Source organism: Helicobacter cetorum MIT 99-5656, from assembly GCF_000259275.1.
In the GTDB taxonomy this organism is placed as follows: Bacteria; Campylobacterota; Campylobacteria; order Campylobacterales; family Helicobacteraceae; genus Helicobacter; species Helicobacter cetorum.
In genome coordinates, this window is sequence record NC_017735.1 from 1,513,272 (window position 1) to 1,530,988 (window position 17,717).

Below are 17,717 nucleotides of genomic sequence, written 5' to 3' on the forward strand. Positions count from 1 at the left end.
AAAAATCCATATTCCTAACAATATTCCATGTCTCAAAAACTAGGTTTAAGATTAAGAGTATGTTTGCTTTCACAAAGAATTTTTACAAAAAAGGAAGAAAATTGAAAAAACACAAAATCATTGCCTCTTTAGGCTTGTCCTCAATGCTCGCATTAAGCAGTCTTTATGCAGAAGATGATGGGTATTTTGTAAGCGTAGGGTATCAATTAGGCGGCTCAACTCAGATTGCTAAAAACACTGGGGCGATTAAAAATTTGAACGACAGATACCAGCAATTAAACCAGGATTTAGCCAGCGTGCTTAAATTAAAGCAATCCATTGCAAACGCTAATAATACCCAGCTCATCACTAGCGCAGTAACAAATGTCAAGTCCTTTGCAAACAATAACTACAATTTAAAAAATGATTCCCCCATATTCAACGCCACACAAGCCTTGCTTACATCCGTGCTAGCGTTCTGGAAGCTTATCGGTGATGATGGCACAAAATTTTGGGTGGATAAAAATTGTGCTACTGATGGTAGTAATCACCAAAGCACCTGCAACGAAGTGGGAGGAAGGGTGTCAGAAACCACTTTTAAAAAAATGACACAAGAAGCAGAAAAACTCCAATCTGCTATCCTTAAACTCTGCCCTTTGAGTGGGTGTAGTAATAATGGTGCTACCCATCAAGTGCAACAAGCTGCTTTAACTACTACAGAAACATCTAGTCAAGGCAAATCTGCAGAACAACAAAAAACCACAAACACCATAACTGAAGCCCTAAAAGCTGCACAAGATCTTATGAGTGAATTGCAAAAAAGCTCTCCGTGGATCAAATGGGATCAAGTGAAAATCAAGAATCAAACTGACCAAAGCCAACACCAAGTCAAACCGGAAGCAGACATGCTCACTAACTACGAGATGTTTAAAAATGTCAATGCGATGCTGCCCCTTCTACAACAAATGATAAGCCTCTCTCAAACTGACCACACAGAAACACAAAACTTACAATCTCAAGCTACTGGTTCTAATAGAAACCAAGATTTTGTGAATAAGTTTTATAATGTCGCTACCAATCAAGCCACCATCCTGGCTAACTCACAAAAAATCTTTCAACTCTTTAGCTCCATCCCCAAAAACCAGCTCTATTATATGGAGCATGCCTACCAACAAGAAGTGGCGAATCTTGGTGGCACACAAGGTGCAACAACTGGTTCGCAAAGTCAAAGTCAAGGTAATGATTCCGTCAAACAAAACATCATTGGTGGTAAAGATCAAAATAATAACTCCGTTACTCTAACCCCTTATATTGATGCTATCCAAAGAAACATCACTTATTATGGCGATCAAGTCCAAACGGCTCTGGGCGTGGCTAATGATGTGTATTTCTTAGAGCAAAATAAGACTAATATTGAAAAGACTTTCGCTGATGCATCCCAACTAAGCAAGGAGCTTTCTGCCACTTCGTATAACAAACTCAATTTAAGCGAGATTATCACAGCTAATGTGAATAAAAATGCCCCAGAATCTGAAAAATACAACTACAACATCAACCAAAGCCAGCATGCCGAATTAAGGGATGCGTTAGCGGCTATGGCAAACAACCCCTTCAGAAATGTAGGCATCCTCAAATCCCAATCTAATAATGGCGTGATGAATGGTATTGGCATCCAAGCGGGCTATAAGCAATTCTTTGGCCCTGAAAAAAGATGGGGCGCTAGGTATTATGGCTTCTTTGATTACAACCATACCTATATTTCATCTAATTTCTTTAGCTCTGCTTCTAATGTCTTAACCTATGGAGCGGCGAGCGATTTTCTGTATAACTTCATCAATGACAGGCAAATGACTATCTTTGGAAAAAGCGGCAAATTCTCTTTTGGCGGTTATGCAGGCATTGCTTTAGCAGGCACTTCTTGGATTAATAGCGATAAGGCTGTGTTTTTAAACACCCCTTTATTCAATGCCTCTGATGGCCCTTATAAAGCGAGCGTGAGTTCTTCAAACTTCCAGTTTCTCTTTAACTTCGGCTTGAGAGTGAATTTCGCTGAAGCGAGCAAGGGCAAGCATGCTATCCAGCATGGAATAGATTTTGGTATCAAAATCCCTACCGTTAACACCAGCTACTATTCCTTTATGGGCGCTAAACTCTCTTTTAGAAGAACCTTTAGTTTCTACCTAAACTATGTGTTTGCGTATTAAAACAATTAAGAGCTACGGCTCTTGTTGTTTTTGATAGCGTTTTAAATCATTAGCGTTTCAATTGATTTTTTAGATTGCTTCAGCGTTTTAAAGGGTTTTTTAAAAACCTAAAATTTTCTCAGTTTTTCATTGAAAGATTTTGTAAAAATTAAAAAGCGTTAAACGCCCCATAAGTTTTAAGCAAACCCACTTTTAAAGGAAACCCCTAAGCTTTAAAAAGCTTAAAGGAACTTTGGCTAGTCATTACTTTTCTATTGAAAAGATTACATTAAACCCCTTAAAAGAGAATTTAATGTATAATACTAACCAAGAGTTTTTATCATGTTTTATTTCCATGACAAACTCCATTTTAGTTGATTTGCCCCATAAATCCGCTATGGGGCGTAAAGCATCAAGTTAGGCATTGAGCCTGTTTATCCAAGCGACAAAGATTATGAAATCATAGAGAAGTATAGGAATGATGATTGTATAGATTAAGAAGAATATATGGCTACCAGAAAAGCATGAAAATCATCATAGAGAAAAAGCCCTTAAAAATCTCTCCGATATTTCTTTGAGCCTTTTAGAACACAGATTGAAAGAAATATTAAAAAACATCGTGTTTTATTTAGCCGCCAGAATTTTACACCAACAAGACGCTTACAATTAATTTTATGCCCCCCCCTAAAGTCGTATCCACAGACTTTTTCAGTCTTTGTTTTTCTTACAAGCAACAATAAAAGTCTATCTTATCGCCCCCCACCCCACAAAACAAAACCTTTTTCAGAGAAAACTTTCGCTAGAGCGGATTTTTTTGGCTTGAAGTTTTGAAATTTGTTACTTATAAACCGCCTTGATTAATTTGCTATAGCTTAATTTTTATCGCTAGGTTTTTAGCTCTTGGTTTGCTTTCTTATTTCAGTAATGCTCTTTGCGCCTAACCCATAGTTATCAGTGTCTATTTCATCAATAATAACAACCATAGAAGCTTTGTTTTTATTAAGCACTTTTGATAAAAGCTCTGTAATTCCTACAATAAGTTCTTTCTTCTGTTCAGTGGTAGGGCAACCCTGCTCTTTTGTGATACGGACATTAACAAATGGCATAAACACTCCTTAACTTTAATTCTATCTCGCTCGCATTATACACAACAAACATATTATATAGACTTTATACAACACAAAAACAAATTAAAAAATGGGTGTTTTCTAGTTTTTGATATTCTTAGTGTTTGTTTGGTTTTAAGCTTTGTAGTTCTTTTTCCTATCAAAATTCAAACAGATTATACTCCTAAATACCGCCTGTCCTTTTCACGCTTAATATCCTTAAAACTATCCAAGTATTCTAAGTAGTTGATTAAATATTTACGAGAGATTTCTAAATGCTTTTTAAAATTACTCACATCTATAAAACCATCTTTAAGAATGATAGAACGCATTTGAGCTAAAATTTTGCTAAGCGTTATGGCTCCCACAAACACATTCTTATTCAAGCGCACCACTTTTTTAGCCTTAGTCAAGCTTTTTAATAAATTATCACCCGTTACTTTATCCAAGTCTAAAGTCTCATAGAGATTATAGGGGGCTAGGGGCGTGGGATTTTCTAAAAATTCAAGCATGCTTTGGCTGAGCTTATTTTTAATGCTATCTATCTTTAAGCCCTTTTTGAGATACAAACCATCTTTTTTGTCTAATGCGCCTAGTTCTCTTAAAGTTTCTAAAGCTTGAAGGCTTAAAAAATCACTCGCTCCAAAAAGAGTGTTAGTGGAGAGTTTAGAGCGATAGAATTTAATGCGTCTTTCTAAGGCTTTCAAAGAATACAAGGTTATATTTTCTTCATCTAAAAGCAAATTCGTTTTTTTGGCAATTTCTAAAGCTTTATCTAATTTGAGATTAAAGCGTTGCTCCACACACCCTAGCCCAAAGCCTTTTAAATGCCCTAGGGCTAGCAATTCAAAGGCTTTCTTAAAATCATCAAGTTTAAGGGCTTTTAAAAGCTCTAATTTTAACGCCTTGTTTAAGGGGTCAGTAATCGGGTTTAAGACTTCTAAGCCCCCCACTACCCTATTAGCCACACTAACTACCCCCAAATCCTTAAAACACACAAAAAAGGGCTCTTCTAATTCTAAAGTATAAAAATTCTCGCCTAAATCTAGCACTCTGGCAAGAGATTTTTTAGCGCTAATTTGAATATTCACGCATTGCAAGTGTTTTAAAGGGGTGCGAGTAAAAATATCTATTTTATCAAACCCACGCATTTTAGCCTTAGGGCTTAAACACATGCCATTTTTAAGCTCTTTAGTCTCAATATTTTTAAGATTGAGCGCCACTCTACTATGGGCTTTTGCGTTTGTTGCTTCAACTTTATGCACCTGTAAGGCTCTCACTACACTTTCTTTTTTCAAATCATTAATGAAAATCTTATCGCCCTTATAAATTGCGCCTTGATAAATAGTGCCTAAAATAATCGTGCCATAGCCATGCTTATGCAACACATTATCTACATACATTCTAAAAAAGCCGTCTTTATTTCCATTTTTACTTTTGGGCGTTATTTTATAATTCAAAAGGGCTTGTTTCAAATTCTCTATGCTTTGACTATTATAAATGCTTGTTTCTACAACCCCCACACTTTGAGGAAGATTTTTTAGAATTTGAGCTTTTTTACTCTCTAAATCTTTACACAAATCGCATTTATTTAACACTAATAAAAAAGGAATGTTTAAAGCGTTTAAAATCAACAAATGCTCGTTAGTTTGAGGCATAATCCCTTCATTAATATCCACAACTAACAAACTCAAATCCAAACTCAAGCTCGCATTAATCGTTTTAGAAATCAAGCTCTCATGCCCTGGCGTATCCACAAAAGCAATCATTCTGTTTTCTAACTCTAAGTGCGAAAAGCTAGGCTCAATCGTAATAGAGCGTCTCATTTCTTCTTTAGAACTATCCCCCCAAAAACCATTCATCGCTCTTATTAGCGAGCTTTTTCCATGGTCAATATGCCCTAAAACCCCTACAAGTAAGTATTCCAAAAAGCCTACCTATTTTTCAAAAATCTTAGTAACGCACTAGAAAATAAACCCACAAACACGCCCACAAGAAACATCAGCCCATTAAACAGATGAAAATATAAAAATAAGCCTAAAATACCTAATAAAACGATATACCCCCCTAAACGCCACAAATTAAAAGACATTTCCAAACCTAGGGCGAATTTTTGAAACTTTGTAGGGTTATTTTCTTTTGCTTGTGGATTTTCTAAATTTTTTTCTCTTAGTTGCCTTTTAACGCCATAATACGAAGACAACGCCACGATAAAAAACCCTAAAAAACCCCCTTCAAAATTCAAAACCCCTTGAAATAATGCGAAGCAATAGACCACTAAAGCACCGATAATATTGATAACCAACAAAACCAACAAGCATTTGATTTGACACATAGGCTTTTTTGTATCTGTCATATGTTTGTTTTATGCGTGTATTTAGGGTCTTTAGCTAATTCTTCATAGTCTTTTTGCATGTTCTTATAAGCCTTATAGACATTCAAAAAACTTGCTAACACACCCCAAACAACCCCAAGCCAAAAAAGCCATGAAATACCCGTAAGTTTTTTAAGCCCATAACCAATCGCCACGCCTATAAGAATTGCCACAACCATAGACAATCCAAGGCTTAAATAATTCGCCCCTTCTATAAGCTTGTAATATTTTGGCTTTTTCACAAAAATTCACACGCCCTTGATAATCTCATCAAAACTCTCACTAGCTTTTAAAATCACTTCATCAATCATGCTTTCAGTCATAGGCTCACAAATAAAGCCGGTTTCAAAGCTTGAGCATGCTAAATACACGCCTTTTCTAAGCATTTTTTGATGAAATTTTGCAAACATCTGCGTATCACTTTTTAAAGCATCATCAAAATTGCATACTTCGCTTTCGTTAAAGAAAAAGCCAAACATGCTCCCCCTATTAAGCGTTTGTAAAGCGATATTGTAATTTTGAGCGCTCTCTTTTAAGCCTTGAGTCAAACGAATCGCTAGAGCGTTTAAGCGAGCATAAAGAGTTTTATCTCTTTTAAGTTTATAGAGCGCACTTAGTCCCGCACTCACCGCTAGTGGGTTACCACTTAAAGTGCCAGCTTGATACACGCCCCCAACAGGCGAGAGCAAGTCCATAATCTCAGCACGCCCCCCAAAACATGCTAAAGGAAGCCCTGCACCTATTACCTTACCAAAGGTTACTAAATCAGGCACAATATTATAAAATTCTTGCGAACTACTCAAGCTAGCCCTAAACCCACTCATCACTTCATCAAAAATCAACACCGCTTGATATTTTTCACACAAGGCTTTTAAGCCAAGCAAAAACTCTTTTTTAGCAGGCACTAATCCCATATTCCCAGCAATAGGCTCAATAATGACACAACCTACGCTACCTTTTTTAAAGCATTCTTCTACAGAGTTCAAATCATTATAACGAGCCACTAAAGTGTGTTTGCTAAAATCACTTGGCACGCCCAAAGATGATGGCGTGCTAAAAGTCGCACACCCACTGCCTGCTTTAACTAATAATGAATCGCTATGCCCATGATAGCACCCTTCAAACTTAATCAAATCATCTTTTTGGTTAAAGGCTCTAGCAAGGCGTATCGCACTCATAGTCGCCTCTGTGCCACTATTGACTAAACGCACCTTATCTAAGCCATCATAACTGGTAATGATTTCCTTAGCTAAAGTGGTTTCTAACTCTGTAGGAGCTCCAAAAGAAGTGCCTTTTTTTAAAGCGTTGATGATACTTTCTTCAATCTCTTCGTTTGCATGCCCAAAAATCAAGGGCCCCCAACTTTGCACAAAATCTATATAATGATTATTATCCACATCATAAAGATACGCCCCCTTACCTTTTAAGATAAAGGGCGGAGTGCCATTAACACTCTTAAACGCCCTTACCGGTGAATTTACCCCTCCAGCAATTACTTGCTTAGCCTCATTAAAATCATTAATACTATGCAACAACTCCATAATTCTCATTTATTCCTTAATTAAACTTTCAAATTGAATCTCAACTTGCGACCAAGTCAAACCTTCATGAAAACTTTCGCATTTTTTAGCCAAACTCGCTAATTCATTTTTCAAACTAAAACTCAATAAATCCAAGACCCCTTTAATCACAAGCTTATTATCTGCGATAGTGTATTGCATAGGAACTTTCACTAGTTTGTCATTCATTTTCACATAGGCAGTGAGCGAGCCTAACTTTTCGCCCTCTATAACATTTCTAAAAGTTACTTTAATATTAGCGTTTTTAAAAAGAGCAAAAAAGGCTTCTTTGACATTCTTGTTTTTAGTGTCATCGCCTAGATTAACTTTCAAGCCATCCATGCTCGCATTTGCCCCTTCTAAAAGGGTTTTTAAACTATTTTGAGATTTGCCTAATTTATAAGTAATATTATCAAAGCTCCCACTCACTGGCGTTTTAGCCTTAGTTTTAAAGGCTGTCCATGTCGTCTTAGCTGAAGATAAGTCTAAATTCACAGCTTGTAAAAACCCTGCCAACAAAACCGATACAAAAACCATTTTTTTCATTCATTATCCTTTTAATGTAGTCTTGTCAATAACGCTTATTATTTTAGTGTAAACAAGCATGCTTACAACTGAAACCATTCATTCCAATAATAATTTGCATTCTAAACACACCTTAAAGACACATCTTGTATTTATTGTAATGTTTTTAAAAGCACAAATTTAAGTGCATGCGAATTTAAAGCACTGACTGCTGAAAGGGGTAATACAAATAATGCTGATTCTCCATTTGACTCCTTCTCAAAATCACTTATCAAATTAGGGTGCAAAAACCCTAAATAAGACTCTAAATCAAACGCTTTTAATTTTTCAGCTTTTAGGTTTAAAAATTTACAAAAATCTTTCATAGTGGCATCAATATCTTCTAAAATATCGCATTTATTCAATAGTACACCAAAGGGCTTATTGCTTAGAGTGGGTGAAAATTTTTCTAGCTCTAACCTTAAGCGTTTGTATTGCTCTTTAATATCCAAATCCAGCCTAGAAGTATCCAATACAAAAGCTAAAACTTTGGTGCGTTCAATATGCTTTAAAAAACTAATGCCTAAACCTTTTCCCTCACTAGCCCCTTCAATAATGCCAGGAATATCAGCCATTAAAAATTCGCTTTTTTCATCTACGCTCACTACCCCTAAATTAGGCACTAAAGTTGTAAATTCATAATTAGCGATTTTAGGTTTTGCGTTAGAGAGCGTGGATATAAGCGTAGATTTACCCGCATTAGGAAAGCCTACTAAGCCTATATCAGCAATGAGTTTTAATTCTAGGCGCACGCATTTTTCAATCCCCGGTAAGCCTTTTTGTGCATAAGTGGGGTGTTGCTTAGTAGCACTTTTAAAATGCGCATTTCCTAACCCCCCCTTACCCCCTTTTAAAGCTAATACCCTAAGCTTGGGCGTTACTAAATCAAGCCATAATTCATCATCTACAAAAACTTGCGTTCCCGGTGGCACGACAATGACTTTATCTTCGCCCTTTTTACCCGCACAATTTCGTGTGCCTCCCATAGCTCCATTTTTAGCCTTGTGGTGCTTGGTGCCTCTAAAACTTGCTAGAGTATCGGTGTTATTATCCACTTCAAAATACACATCGCCCCCATCGCCCCCATCGCCCCCATCAGGCCCGCCTTTAATGACAAATTTTTCCCTTCTAAAGCTTACCATTCCAGCTCCCCCTTTGCCAGAAGCTATAATAATTTCTACGCTATCTACAAACACAGGCTAAAAAGTTCTCCTTTTATTCAGCAAATCTCTGCATAGATTTTTCCAAATGCGGCACAGCATTGAGCAATTTCTTTGTGTAGGGGTGCTTTGGAGAGCCTATCACATCATCTACGCCGCCAGATTCTACAATTTGACCCTGATTCATCACAATAATTCTATCACTGATATGTTCTACTACCCCTAAATCATGGCTAATGAATATATAAGTTAGCCCCATTTCTTTTTGTAAATCTAACAGCAAATTCAAAACTTGCGCTTGAATAGACACATCAAGCGCAGATACTGGCTCATCACAAATAACCACGCTAGGATGCATAATCAACGCCCTAGCAATGCCAATCCTTTGCCTTTGACCGCCTGAAAATTGATGCGCATAGCGGTTAATCCATTCTAGCTTCAAGCCCACTTTTTGCATAATCTCTAGCACTTTTTCTCTAATTTCAGCTTTTGAGAGCTTAGAATTTAAGAGCAAGGGTTCAGCAATAATCTCGCCGACTTTCCATCGTGGGTTTAAGCTAGAATAAGGGTCTTGAAAAATCATTTGCACCTTTTTGCGATAATCAAACCAATCTTGCTTGCTAAAATGCAAATGGCGCTTACCATTGAAATAAATCGCCCCACTATTTTGCCTCTCAATCCCCGCTAAAATTTTAGCCGTAGTGCTTTTCCCACAGCCACTCTCACCCACAATGCTTAGAACTTCATTTTGCTCCACCTCAAAACTAATCCCATTAAGCGCGTTAATCACCCTTTTTGGTTTGAATAGTCCCCTATCTATCGCATAGGACTTCTTTAATTCTTTGATTTCTAAGAGTTTCATCGCAACTCCTTTTTAAAGCTTAAATAATCTATGGTTTCATCTACGGTTTCTAAGCGTTGCTTGCGGTATTCTTTTCCCGGTTTAGGAATCGCACTTAAAAGAGCCTTTGTGTAGGGGTGTCTTGGCTCAGCAAAAAGCTCTTTTGCACTCGCTTGCTCCACCACATGCCCCCTATACATGACCACCACTTCATCAGCGATTTGAGCCACTACGCCCAAATCATGGGTAATGAATAAAATAGAAGTCCCCTTTTTCTCTTGCAATTCTTTCATAAGCTCCAAAATTTGTGCTTGTATAGTTACATCTAATGCGGTAGTAGGCTCATCAGCAATGAGAATTTCAGGCTCACACACCATAGCCATAGCAATCATCGCCCTTTGGCGTTGCCCTCCACTGAGATTGAAAGGGTATTCATGGTATTTGTCCCTTGCATGGGGCATTCCCACCCGCTCTAATTCATAAATTACCCTTTCTAGGCGTTCTTTTTTATTAAGTTTAGGGTGATGGATTCTTAAAACTTCATCAATTTGAAACCCCACCGTATACGCAGGGTTGAGACTTGTCATAGGCTCTTGAAAAATCATGCCAATTTTTTTGCCCCTGATTTCTTTTTGCATCTGTTTTTCTTTGAGTTGCAATAAATCCTGTCCCAAAAAATTAATGCTCCCCCCTACAACCTTGCCTGGCTTTTCAATCAATCCTAAAATAGAAAGCGAAGTAATGCTCTTCCCGCTCCCACTCTCTCCTACAATACAGAGCGTTTGAGATTTCTTCAAGCTAAAACTCACGCCATCAACCGCCTTATTCACACCCTTATCAGTAAAAAAATAAGTTTTTAAATCTTTCACTTCTAATAACATCATAACCCCCTAAGCTGTGCGTTTAGGGTCTAGAGCATCCATAATGCCATCGCCCACCAAATTAAAACTCATCACCGTTAAAAAAATCATCACACCAGGAAAAACAAGCATCCAAGGGTCTGTAGCAATATATTGCATGGAGTTCATAAGCATGGCTCCCCATTCAGGTTTAGGGGGCTGTGCCCCAAGCCCTAAGAAGCTAAGAGCTGCCGCTTCTAAAACCGTGGATGCAAAACCCATAGTCGTTTGCACAATCAAAGGCACGGTGCAATTAGGAAAAATCACCTTACACATCAAACGAAAATGCGATGAGCCATTAATCTTAGAAGCAACCACATATTCTTTCTCTTTTTCACTTAACACTGAGCTACGCACTAATCTTGCAAATCCAGGAATCCCTACAAATCCAATAGCTAGCATAGCATTAGTGAGTGATGGCCCTAAAACAGCCACCACAATCACAATCAGCAAAATGGAAGGCAAAGCAAACATAATATCCATAATCCGCATAATAATCGCATCCGTTTTCCCCCCAAAATACCCTGCCAAAAGCCCTAGTATAACCCCAAAAAACACCGCAATACCCATAGAAACAATTCCTATGGTCAAGGAAATTCTAGCTCCATAAACCAAGCGGCTCAAAACATCACGCCCCAAATCATCAGTGCCTAAAAGATACTTAACGCTCCCCCCATCCCAAATGGGTTTTAAAAGACGCTCTTGAGCGTTTTGCACATAAGGGTCATGAGGGCTTAAAAGGGGGGCAAAAACTGCACAAATAATCAAAAAAAGCACAATCCATGCCCCAACCACCGCTGCTTTGTTTTTCTTGAATTGTTGAATAAATTCTTTAAAAGCTTCCATTATGACAACCTTATTCTAGGATTGATAAAGGCGTATAAAATATCCACCAATAAATTAGCTCCGATATACATCATCGCAATGATTAAAGACATAGACTGAATGATAGGAAAATCACGCTGATTAAGAGCATTAACTATCCATTTACCAATTCCAGGCCATGAAAAGACTGTTTCTGTTATCATGCTCCCGCCTAATAGTCCTGCTAACATAAGGCCTGCTATGGTGGTTACAGGCATTAATGCATTACGCAAAGTGTGGATAAAAATCACCCTAAAGGGGCTACAACCCTTAGCCTTAGCGGTTCGCACATAATCTTCTCTGGAAGTTTCTATCATGCTCGCACGAGTCATTCTCGCAATCACAGCTGTAGAAACCGTTGCTAAGACAATGCTAGGAAGAATTAAATGCTTAATCGCATCCACAAATGCTGCATAATCTCTTGCAATCAAGCTATCTATGAGATAAAGCCCTGTAGGACCATCTAAGAAATACACATCGCTCAAACGACCAAATACAGGCAACCAACCTAGTTGCACGCTAAAGAAATAAATCAGCATAAGTCCCAACCAAAACACCGGCATAGAAATACCCGCTAAAGCAAAAGTCATGCTTGCATAATCAAAAGCACTATAGCGTTTAACCGCTGCTAAAACCCCTGTGCTTACCCCCAAAATAAGAGCCATAAATAGGGCAATAAGGGCTAATTCAACCGTAGCGGGAAAACGCTGTAAAAATTCCTGTATCACAGGCTCGCCTGTCATAATAGAAGTGCCAAAATTACCATGCAACACATTCTTAACAAACAAAAAATACTGCTCAATCAATGGCTTATTCAAACCAAATTGTTCTCTCAATGCATCAATGGCCGCTTGATTAGCCTTCTCACCTAGAATCACTAATGCAGGGTCTCCTGGCACTAAATGCACCATCATAAATACAATAATGCTTACCCCAAATAGCGTGGGAATCGCCCACAAAATGCGTTTAATTATAAAACTTAGCATACCACCCCTTTACTTTTCTAAATACACCTTAAAAAACCGATTCACATTCACGCCCATAGTCTTATAGCCTTTTACCTTAGATAAATGTGGCACCACGGAATAAGGATAGGCTAAAGGAACATAAGGAATATCTTTATGGATAATCTCTTGAGCCTTTTTATAGAGAGCTTCTCGTTCTTGCTGGTTAGAAATGCGTTTTGCCTTTAAAAGAAGATTAGAATACGCATCGCTCTTATAAAAAGAATGGTTTTGAGTGGGCGTAGCCAAGGCCGCCTGCTTGCTCCATAAAACATACAAAAAATTATCAGGGTCAGCAATATCTGCCATCCAGCCTGAAAACGCCATTTCATGCTCACCCATGCCTGTTCTTTTTAAATAAGCTCCCCATTCATACACTTCAATTTTCACATCAATACCGATTTTAGCTAGGCTTGCTTGGATAAACACCGCACCCTTTGGATTGCGAGTAGAAGTGGTAAAAATAGTGGTTTTAAAGCCATTAGGATACCCAGCTTCTTTAAGCAATTCCTTAGCCTTTTTCAAATCATATTCATAAGGCTTAATGCTCTCATTATAACCCCATATGGTAGGCGGAAAAGGGTTGAGCATCTTTTGGGCATACCCTTCATAAATCACCTTATTGTAATCATCTACATTAATTGCATGATTTATAGCCAAACGCACCAAACGATTATTAAAATACTTTTTTTGTGTGTTTAATGAAAGCCAATTTGCAAGCAACCCAGGACTTTTATCCACCACAATATTTGGAACTTTTTCTAATTGCGCCACTTCATTGAGATTAGGCCCAGTCATCAGCATAATCTCGCCTGTTCGTAGCGCCAAAGCACGAGTAGAAGCATTTGGAATGGTGCGAATAACCACCTTATCCAAATAGGCCTTAGGACCCCAATAATCCTGATTTTTCACTAAGATAATTTTTTCATCTTTGTTCCATAAAAAAAACTTAAAAGGCCCTGTCCCAATAGGCTTTTTAGCCAAATCATCTTTTTTATTGATTTGAGCTAAGTAATCTGCATAATCCTTGCTAAGAATGCTCAAAAAATCCATACCCAAATTAGCCAAGAAAGGGGCTTCTGGTTCATTGAGCGTGATGCGGATAGTATAGTCATCTAAAGCCTCCACACTCTTAATGATATGAGACATTCCCATGCCTTCCCAATACTTGTAGCTTTTAGAACCTGGGCTGTAATAGCGCTTTGTGCGCTCCATTTGACGCTCAAAAGAAAATAAAACATCTTTAGCACTAAATTCTACCTTTTTATCCCAATACTTAGTTTGGTGGAAATACACTCCCTTGCGTAAATGAAAGGTATACACAAGACCATCTTTAGAAATATCCCAACTGGTGGCTAAACCTGGCTCAATTTCTGCTGTGCCGTATTTGAATTGCACAAGCGTGTCATAAATATTGCCAGTTGCGACATAACTCTCGCCATCAGTAACCAAAGCAGGGTCCATGCTAGAACCATCTGAACCTCTTGCAAAAACCAAGACGCCCCCATAACGACCCTCATTCTCAACTACAGATGGTTTGGATAAATTAGGGTGAGTGCTTGGAGTTTCTGTAGCACTCAAAAAGACTCCCCATAATAAAAGAAAGAAAAACAAACCCCTCATAACCATACAATTCATAAACTAGCCTCCACAACAAATTCTACAAAGAGTAGAGACCCAAATTATAAATATTTTATCGCATTTATAGGTGCTTAATGAACACCCAAAAGCTCAATTCAACCCAAAAAGGTTACCCTACTCCCCAAAATTTTCAATAACAGAAACTTTCCTACGAGTCCTGTCTTTATGCTCAAATTTTACAATGCCATCCACAAGTGCATACAAAGTGTGGTCTTTACCCATACCGACATTGCTACCCGGATGGACTTTAGTGCCTCTTTGACGCACAATAATATTTCCTGCCCGAACAAACTCTGAGCCAAATCTCTTCACGCCTAAGCGTCTTCCTGCAGAATCCCTATTATTCTGCGTACTACCCTGACCTTTTTTGTGTGCCATTGTTTATTGCTCCTTTATGCCACAATTTTTGTGATTTTAACACGAGTGAAGTCTCTTCTAAAACCACGCTTTGTTTTGCTATCTTTTCTACGACGCTTTTTGAAAATCACTACTTTTCTACCACGCCCCTCATTAACCACTTCTGCCTCAATCTTAGCTCCACTAACAAAGGGCTTTCCGCAAACAAGTTTCCCCTCTTTAGATACAGCTAGCACCTCCGCTAACTCTACTAAAGCCTTAGGCTCTTGATTCATCTTATCTAGTAAAACAATATCGCCTTCAGCAACCTTGTATTGTTTACCGCCATGTTTAAATATTGCGTATAACATTTCTATTCCTTAAAAAATTGAACGCTCTTTTTTGTCAAACGCTTATTATAGTGAGTGTTTTCTGAAATTTAACTTTAAAATAGATTAAATTTAGTTTTTATTGGAGAAAATAAGTTTCTCTCATATACAATCACTTTTGGAATACTTTTAGCTTGTCTGTTGCAAAAACCAAAAAGGATTTAATTCATGCGTGTTACCTTCGGCTCTAAATACAACCAAATGAATAATTATCAAAATGCTTTACAAAACAAAATCAACGACGCTAACACTCAAATTGCTTCAGGGTTAAAAATCCGTCATGGTTATCAAAATAGCGATATTAATAATCAGAATTTAAAATTCCAATACGAAGAAAACACCCTAAATCAAGGTATTGATGTAGCTCAAAATGCCCATACTTCAACACTCAACACCGATAAAGCCTTACAAGAATTTTCTAAAACACTAGAGACTTTTAAAACCAAATTAGTCCAATCCGCTAACGATGTACATTCAGAAACTTCTCGCACCGCCATTGCTAACGATTTAGAACGCCTAAAAGACCACATGATAAATATCGCTAACACTTCTATAGGGGGGGAATTTTTATTTGGGGGAAGTAAGGTGGATAGACCCCCCATTGATAGCAATGGAAAATACCATGGCAATGGCGAAGATTTAAACGCTTTGGTAAGCTCAGATAACCTTGTGCCTTACAACATCAATGGACAAGACCTATTTTTAGGTGCAGATAGAGACAAACACAAACGCATTACCACTAATATTAAACTCCTTAACCAAAACAAGCTCCACCCTGATACTATGGACGCTTTAGAGCATTCCGCATTACCACAAGAAGTCTTTATCAAACCTAGTGATACTTTAAGAGAATTAATCGGAGATAATGACAGAGACACCACAAATGACTCTAAGGAATTTTTTTACTTGCAGGGCATTAGACCTGATGGCTCTAGCTTTAAAGAAAAATTTGCCCTAGATAAAGCCTATCAAAACAAAGAGAGTGCGACTAAAGTGAGTGATTTACTCAATAAGATAGGTCATGCTTATGGGAACACTTCGCAAAATAAAGTCGTAGATGTGAGTTTGAATGCTTGGGGACAAATTGAGATTAAAAACCTAACGCCAGGAAATGAGAACTTGGACTTTCACTTGATTTCTAGCGATGGGGATTTTGATGATTTGGATAAATTACGCTCTAGCAAACATAGAATTACTGAGTATGTCAAAAGTGCGTTTGTAACCGATAGAAGTTTGAGCCAAGTTCATGCTGTGCGGAGTATGTATAATCCAAAGGTGCTTGAAATTCCTAGCGTGTTCGTTACCAAGGACAATGTTTTAGCGAATAAAAATACCAAACTAAGCGAGATTTTTGGCGACAGGGTAAGGACACTTAAAATCAGCAGTAGTCGTGCTATTATTCAAGATAATATAGAAATTCCTACTCTTCCCACACTTTTAGATGTGTCTAGTGCTACAATGAAAGATTTAAAAGACGCCATACAAGCACGCTTCAACAATAAAGTAGATGTAGAAATTGAAACAAATGGGCGTTTAAGAATTATTGACAATACTTCTAGGGAGTTGCCTATCAATCTGACTTTAAGCACCTTAGATGAAGCCGGTTTAGAAGTCGCTGGCATTCCTACTAATAATGCTAGTGAATACCAAAAGACCTATTTTAGTGTTCAAGGGGCAACATTAGAAGGCAATATCGCTCAAATTGCTAAGGATAGTGTCGCTAATGGCTCTACCAAGCTTAGTGAAGTGGCTCATGGAAGTTTAGAAAATAGCGCTTTCAACTTAAAATTAAACGACCATAACGGCTTATTTTTAGAAGCACAAATTATTTTGGATAGTAACGGAGCTTATTTGAGCCTACCTAATGAAGTTAAAATTCCGCTTTATGACCCTACAACAACTGATATTCAAGCTTCTAAACCTAACGAAGTAACTTACCGACAACTCATGGACGCAATGAGTATCGCACTCAATTACAGCAATATTGACCCTACAATCTATGCACAAATCAGCCATAACGCCCCATCAAAAGAAAGCAAAGAGCAATTTATTGAGCTATTAAAGCAAGCTAAAGATAATCTCTCTATTGATTTGAATGAAGATGGAAAAATGCTTATCCAAGACAACATGCACTCACTCACCAAGATGCAATTGATGCTCTTTGACAAAGATGCGAATGATTTTTCTAAAAATGCTTTGCACAGCGATAAACCAAGCATTAGATTAAACGCTAATAACGCCCTTATCATTGACAAACCAAGCGTGAATTTGTTTGAGCAACTAGAAACTATCATCACTTCTGTAAGAAAAGGGGTTTATCGCCCTGATGCTTTGGGGGATATTTATTCAAGCGATGTGCGTGATTTAGGCATTCAAAATGGCATTACTTTAATAGACCACTTGAGCGACCATGTAGAAAAAATGATTGCAAAAAATGGCACCCATAGTAAAGCGTTTGAAAATATTATTAGGCGTAATGAAGTCTTAAAAACACAAGTTCAAAGCATTCGTGGAGAAACCACCGGCACTGATATTGCAGAAACCTATAATAAGTTCTCTAATCTCACTAATAACTATAATGCCGTTCTAGCTTCTACAAATAAAATCAATAATTTGTCTTTAACGAATTATTTGTAAATTTTTTACTTTTGTATCACTTTTTAAAGGGCTTTTGCTCTTTAAATAAAGCCTAAAGACTTTCTTAGCCAATGTTTATTTTGACTCCAAAAGAGACTTTATATTTCCAAAAGAAACTACAAAAAACCATGATTTTAAAATATTCATTAGATATTAACACTTTAATTCATTATCGCATTAA

General features: G+C 37.6%; 17 protein-coding genes. 3 read left to right on the forward strand and 14 right to left on the reverse strand.

Going from position 1 to position 17,717, the window contains the following annotated elements; all coding sequences use genetic code 11:
* Positions 1–143 precede the first annotated feature (143 nt).
* Positions 144–2,183, forward strand: a complete 2,040-nt coding sequence (gene sabA, locus HCD_RS09750) for a Hop family adhesin SabA/HopD (RefSeq protein WP_158308571.1) — start codon at positions 144–146, stop codon at positions 2,181–2,183.
* A 232-nt stretch (positions 2,184–2,415) separates the two neighbouring features.
* Positions 2,416–2,583, forward strand: a complete 168-nt coding sequence (locus HCD_RS09365) for a hypothetical protein (protein ID WP_050854968.1) — start codon at positions 2,416–2,418, stop codon at positions 2,581–2,583.
* Positions 2,584–3,055: 472 nt separating this feature from the next.
* Here the strand turns inward: HCD_RS09365 and HCD_RS07155 are convergent, their stop codons facing one another.
* The 14 genes from HCD_RS07155 to rplU form a co-directional block, all read right to left on the reverse strand.
* On the reverse strand, positions 3,056–3,268 hold the full coding sequence (locus HCD_RS07155; protein ID WP_014659900.1) for a 2-hydroxymuconate tautomerase family protein: 213 nt from the start codon (positions 3,266–3,268) through the stop codon (positions 3,056–3,058).
* Between the two features lie 176 nt (positions 3,269–3,444).
* On the reverse strand, positions 3,445–5,196 hold the full coding sequence (gene selB / locus HCD_RS07160) for a selenocysteine-specific translation elongation factor (RefSeq protein ID WP_014659901.1): 1,752 nt from the start codon (positions 5,194–5,196) through the stop codon (positions 3,445–3,447).
* Between the two features lie 5 nt (positions 5,197–5,201).
* Positions 5,202–5,603, reverse strand: coding sequence for a hypothetical protein (locus HCD_RS07165; RefSeq protein WP_014659902.1), 402 nt, complete (start codon positions 5,601–5,603; stop codon positions 5,202–5,204).
* 17 nt (positions 5,604–5,620) lie between these two features.
* The gene (locus tag HCD_RS07170; RefSeq protein WP_014659903.1) at positions 5,621–5,884 is read right to left on the reverse strand and encodes an AtpZ/AtpI family protein; all 264 of its coding nucleotides are present in this window, start codon (positions 5,882–5,884) and stop codon (positions 5,621–5,623) included.
* 6 nt (positions 5,885–5,890) lie between these two features.
* Positions 5,891–7,183, reverse strand: a complete 1,293-nt coding sequence (hemL, locus tag HCD_RS07175) for a glutamate-1-semialdehyde 2,1-aminomutase (protein WP_014659904.1) — start codon at positions 7,181–7,183, stop codon at positions 5,891–5,893.
* Positions 7,184–7,192: 9 nt separating this feature from the next.
* Complete coding sequence (locus tag HCD_RS07180; protein ID WP_014659905.1) at positions 7,193–7,747, reverse strand: hypothetical protein; 555 nt, start codon at positions 7,745–7,747, stop codon at positions 7,193–7,195.
* Positions 7,748–7,878: 131 nt separating this feature from the next.
* Positions 7,879–8,961 carry a GTPase ObgE gene (gene obgE / locus HCD_RS07185; protein WP_014659906.1) on the reverse strand — a complete coding sequence of 361 codons (1,083 nt, stop codon included), beginning with the start codon at positions 8,959–8,961 and terminating at the stop codon, positions 7,879–7,881.
* A gap of 19 nt (positions 8,962–8,980) precedes the next feature.
* The gene (locus tag HCD_RS07190; protein WP_014659907.1) at positions 8,981–9,787 is read right to left on the reverse strand and encodes an ABC transporter ATP-binding protein; all 807 of its coding nucleotides are present in this window, start codon (positions 9,785–9,787) and stop codon (positions 8,981–8,983) included.
* Entirely contained in the window at positions 9,784–10,647 is an 864-nt protein-coding gene (locus HCD_RS07195) for an ABC transporter ATP-binding protein (RefSeq protein WP_014659908.1), read from the reverse strand. Before HCD_RS07195 ends, HCD_RS07190 begins: the two co-directional genes overlap by 4 nt.
* A 9-nt stretch (positions 10,648–10,656) precedes the next feature.
* Entirely contained in the window at positions 10,657–11,511 is an 855-nt protein-coding gene (locus tag HCD_RS07200) for an ABC transporter permease (RefSeq protein WP_014659909.1), read from the reverse strand.
* The gene (locus HCD_RS07205) at positions 11,511–12,515 is read right to left on the reverse strand and encodes an ABC transporter permease (protein WP_014659910.1); all 1,005 of its coding nucleotides are present in this window, start codon (positions 12,513–12,515) and stop codon (positions 11,511–11,513) included. Before HCD_RS07205 ends, HCD_RS07200 begins: the two co-directional genes overlap by 1 nt.
* A gap of 9 nt (positions 12,516–12,524) precedes the next feature.
* A complete protein-coding gene (locus HCD_RS07210; RefSeq protein ID WP_014659911.1) occupies positions 12,525–14,171 on the reverse strand; it encodes an ABC transporter substrate-binding protein in 1,647 nt (548 codons plus the stop codon).
* Positions 14,172–14,288: 117 nt separating this feature from the next.
* Positions 14,289–14,552, reverse strand: a complete 264-nt coding sequence (gene rpmA, locus HCD_RS07215) for a 50S ribosomal protein L27 (protein WP_014659912.1) — start codon at positions 14,550–14,552, stop codon at positions 14,289–14,291.
* 14 nt (positions 14,553–14,566) lie between these two features.
* Entirely contained in the window at positions 14,567–14,881 is a 315-nt protein-coding gene (gene rplU / locus HCD_RS07220; RefSeq protein ID WP_014659913.1) for a 50S ribosomal protein L21, read from the reverse strand.
* Between the two features lie 186 nt (positions 14,882–15,067).
* Between rplU and flgL the strand changes: the two genes are divergently transcribed.
* On the forward strand, positions 15,068–17,536 hold the full coding sequence (gene flgL / locus HCD_RS07225) for a flagellar hook-associated protein FlgL (protein ID WP_014659914.1): 2,469 nt from the start codon (positions 15,068–15,070) through the stop codon (positions 17,534–17,536).
* The last annotated feature ends 181 nt before the right edge of the window (positions 17,537–17,717 follow it).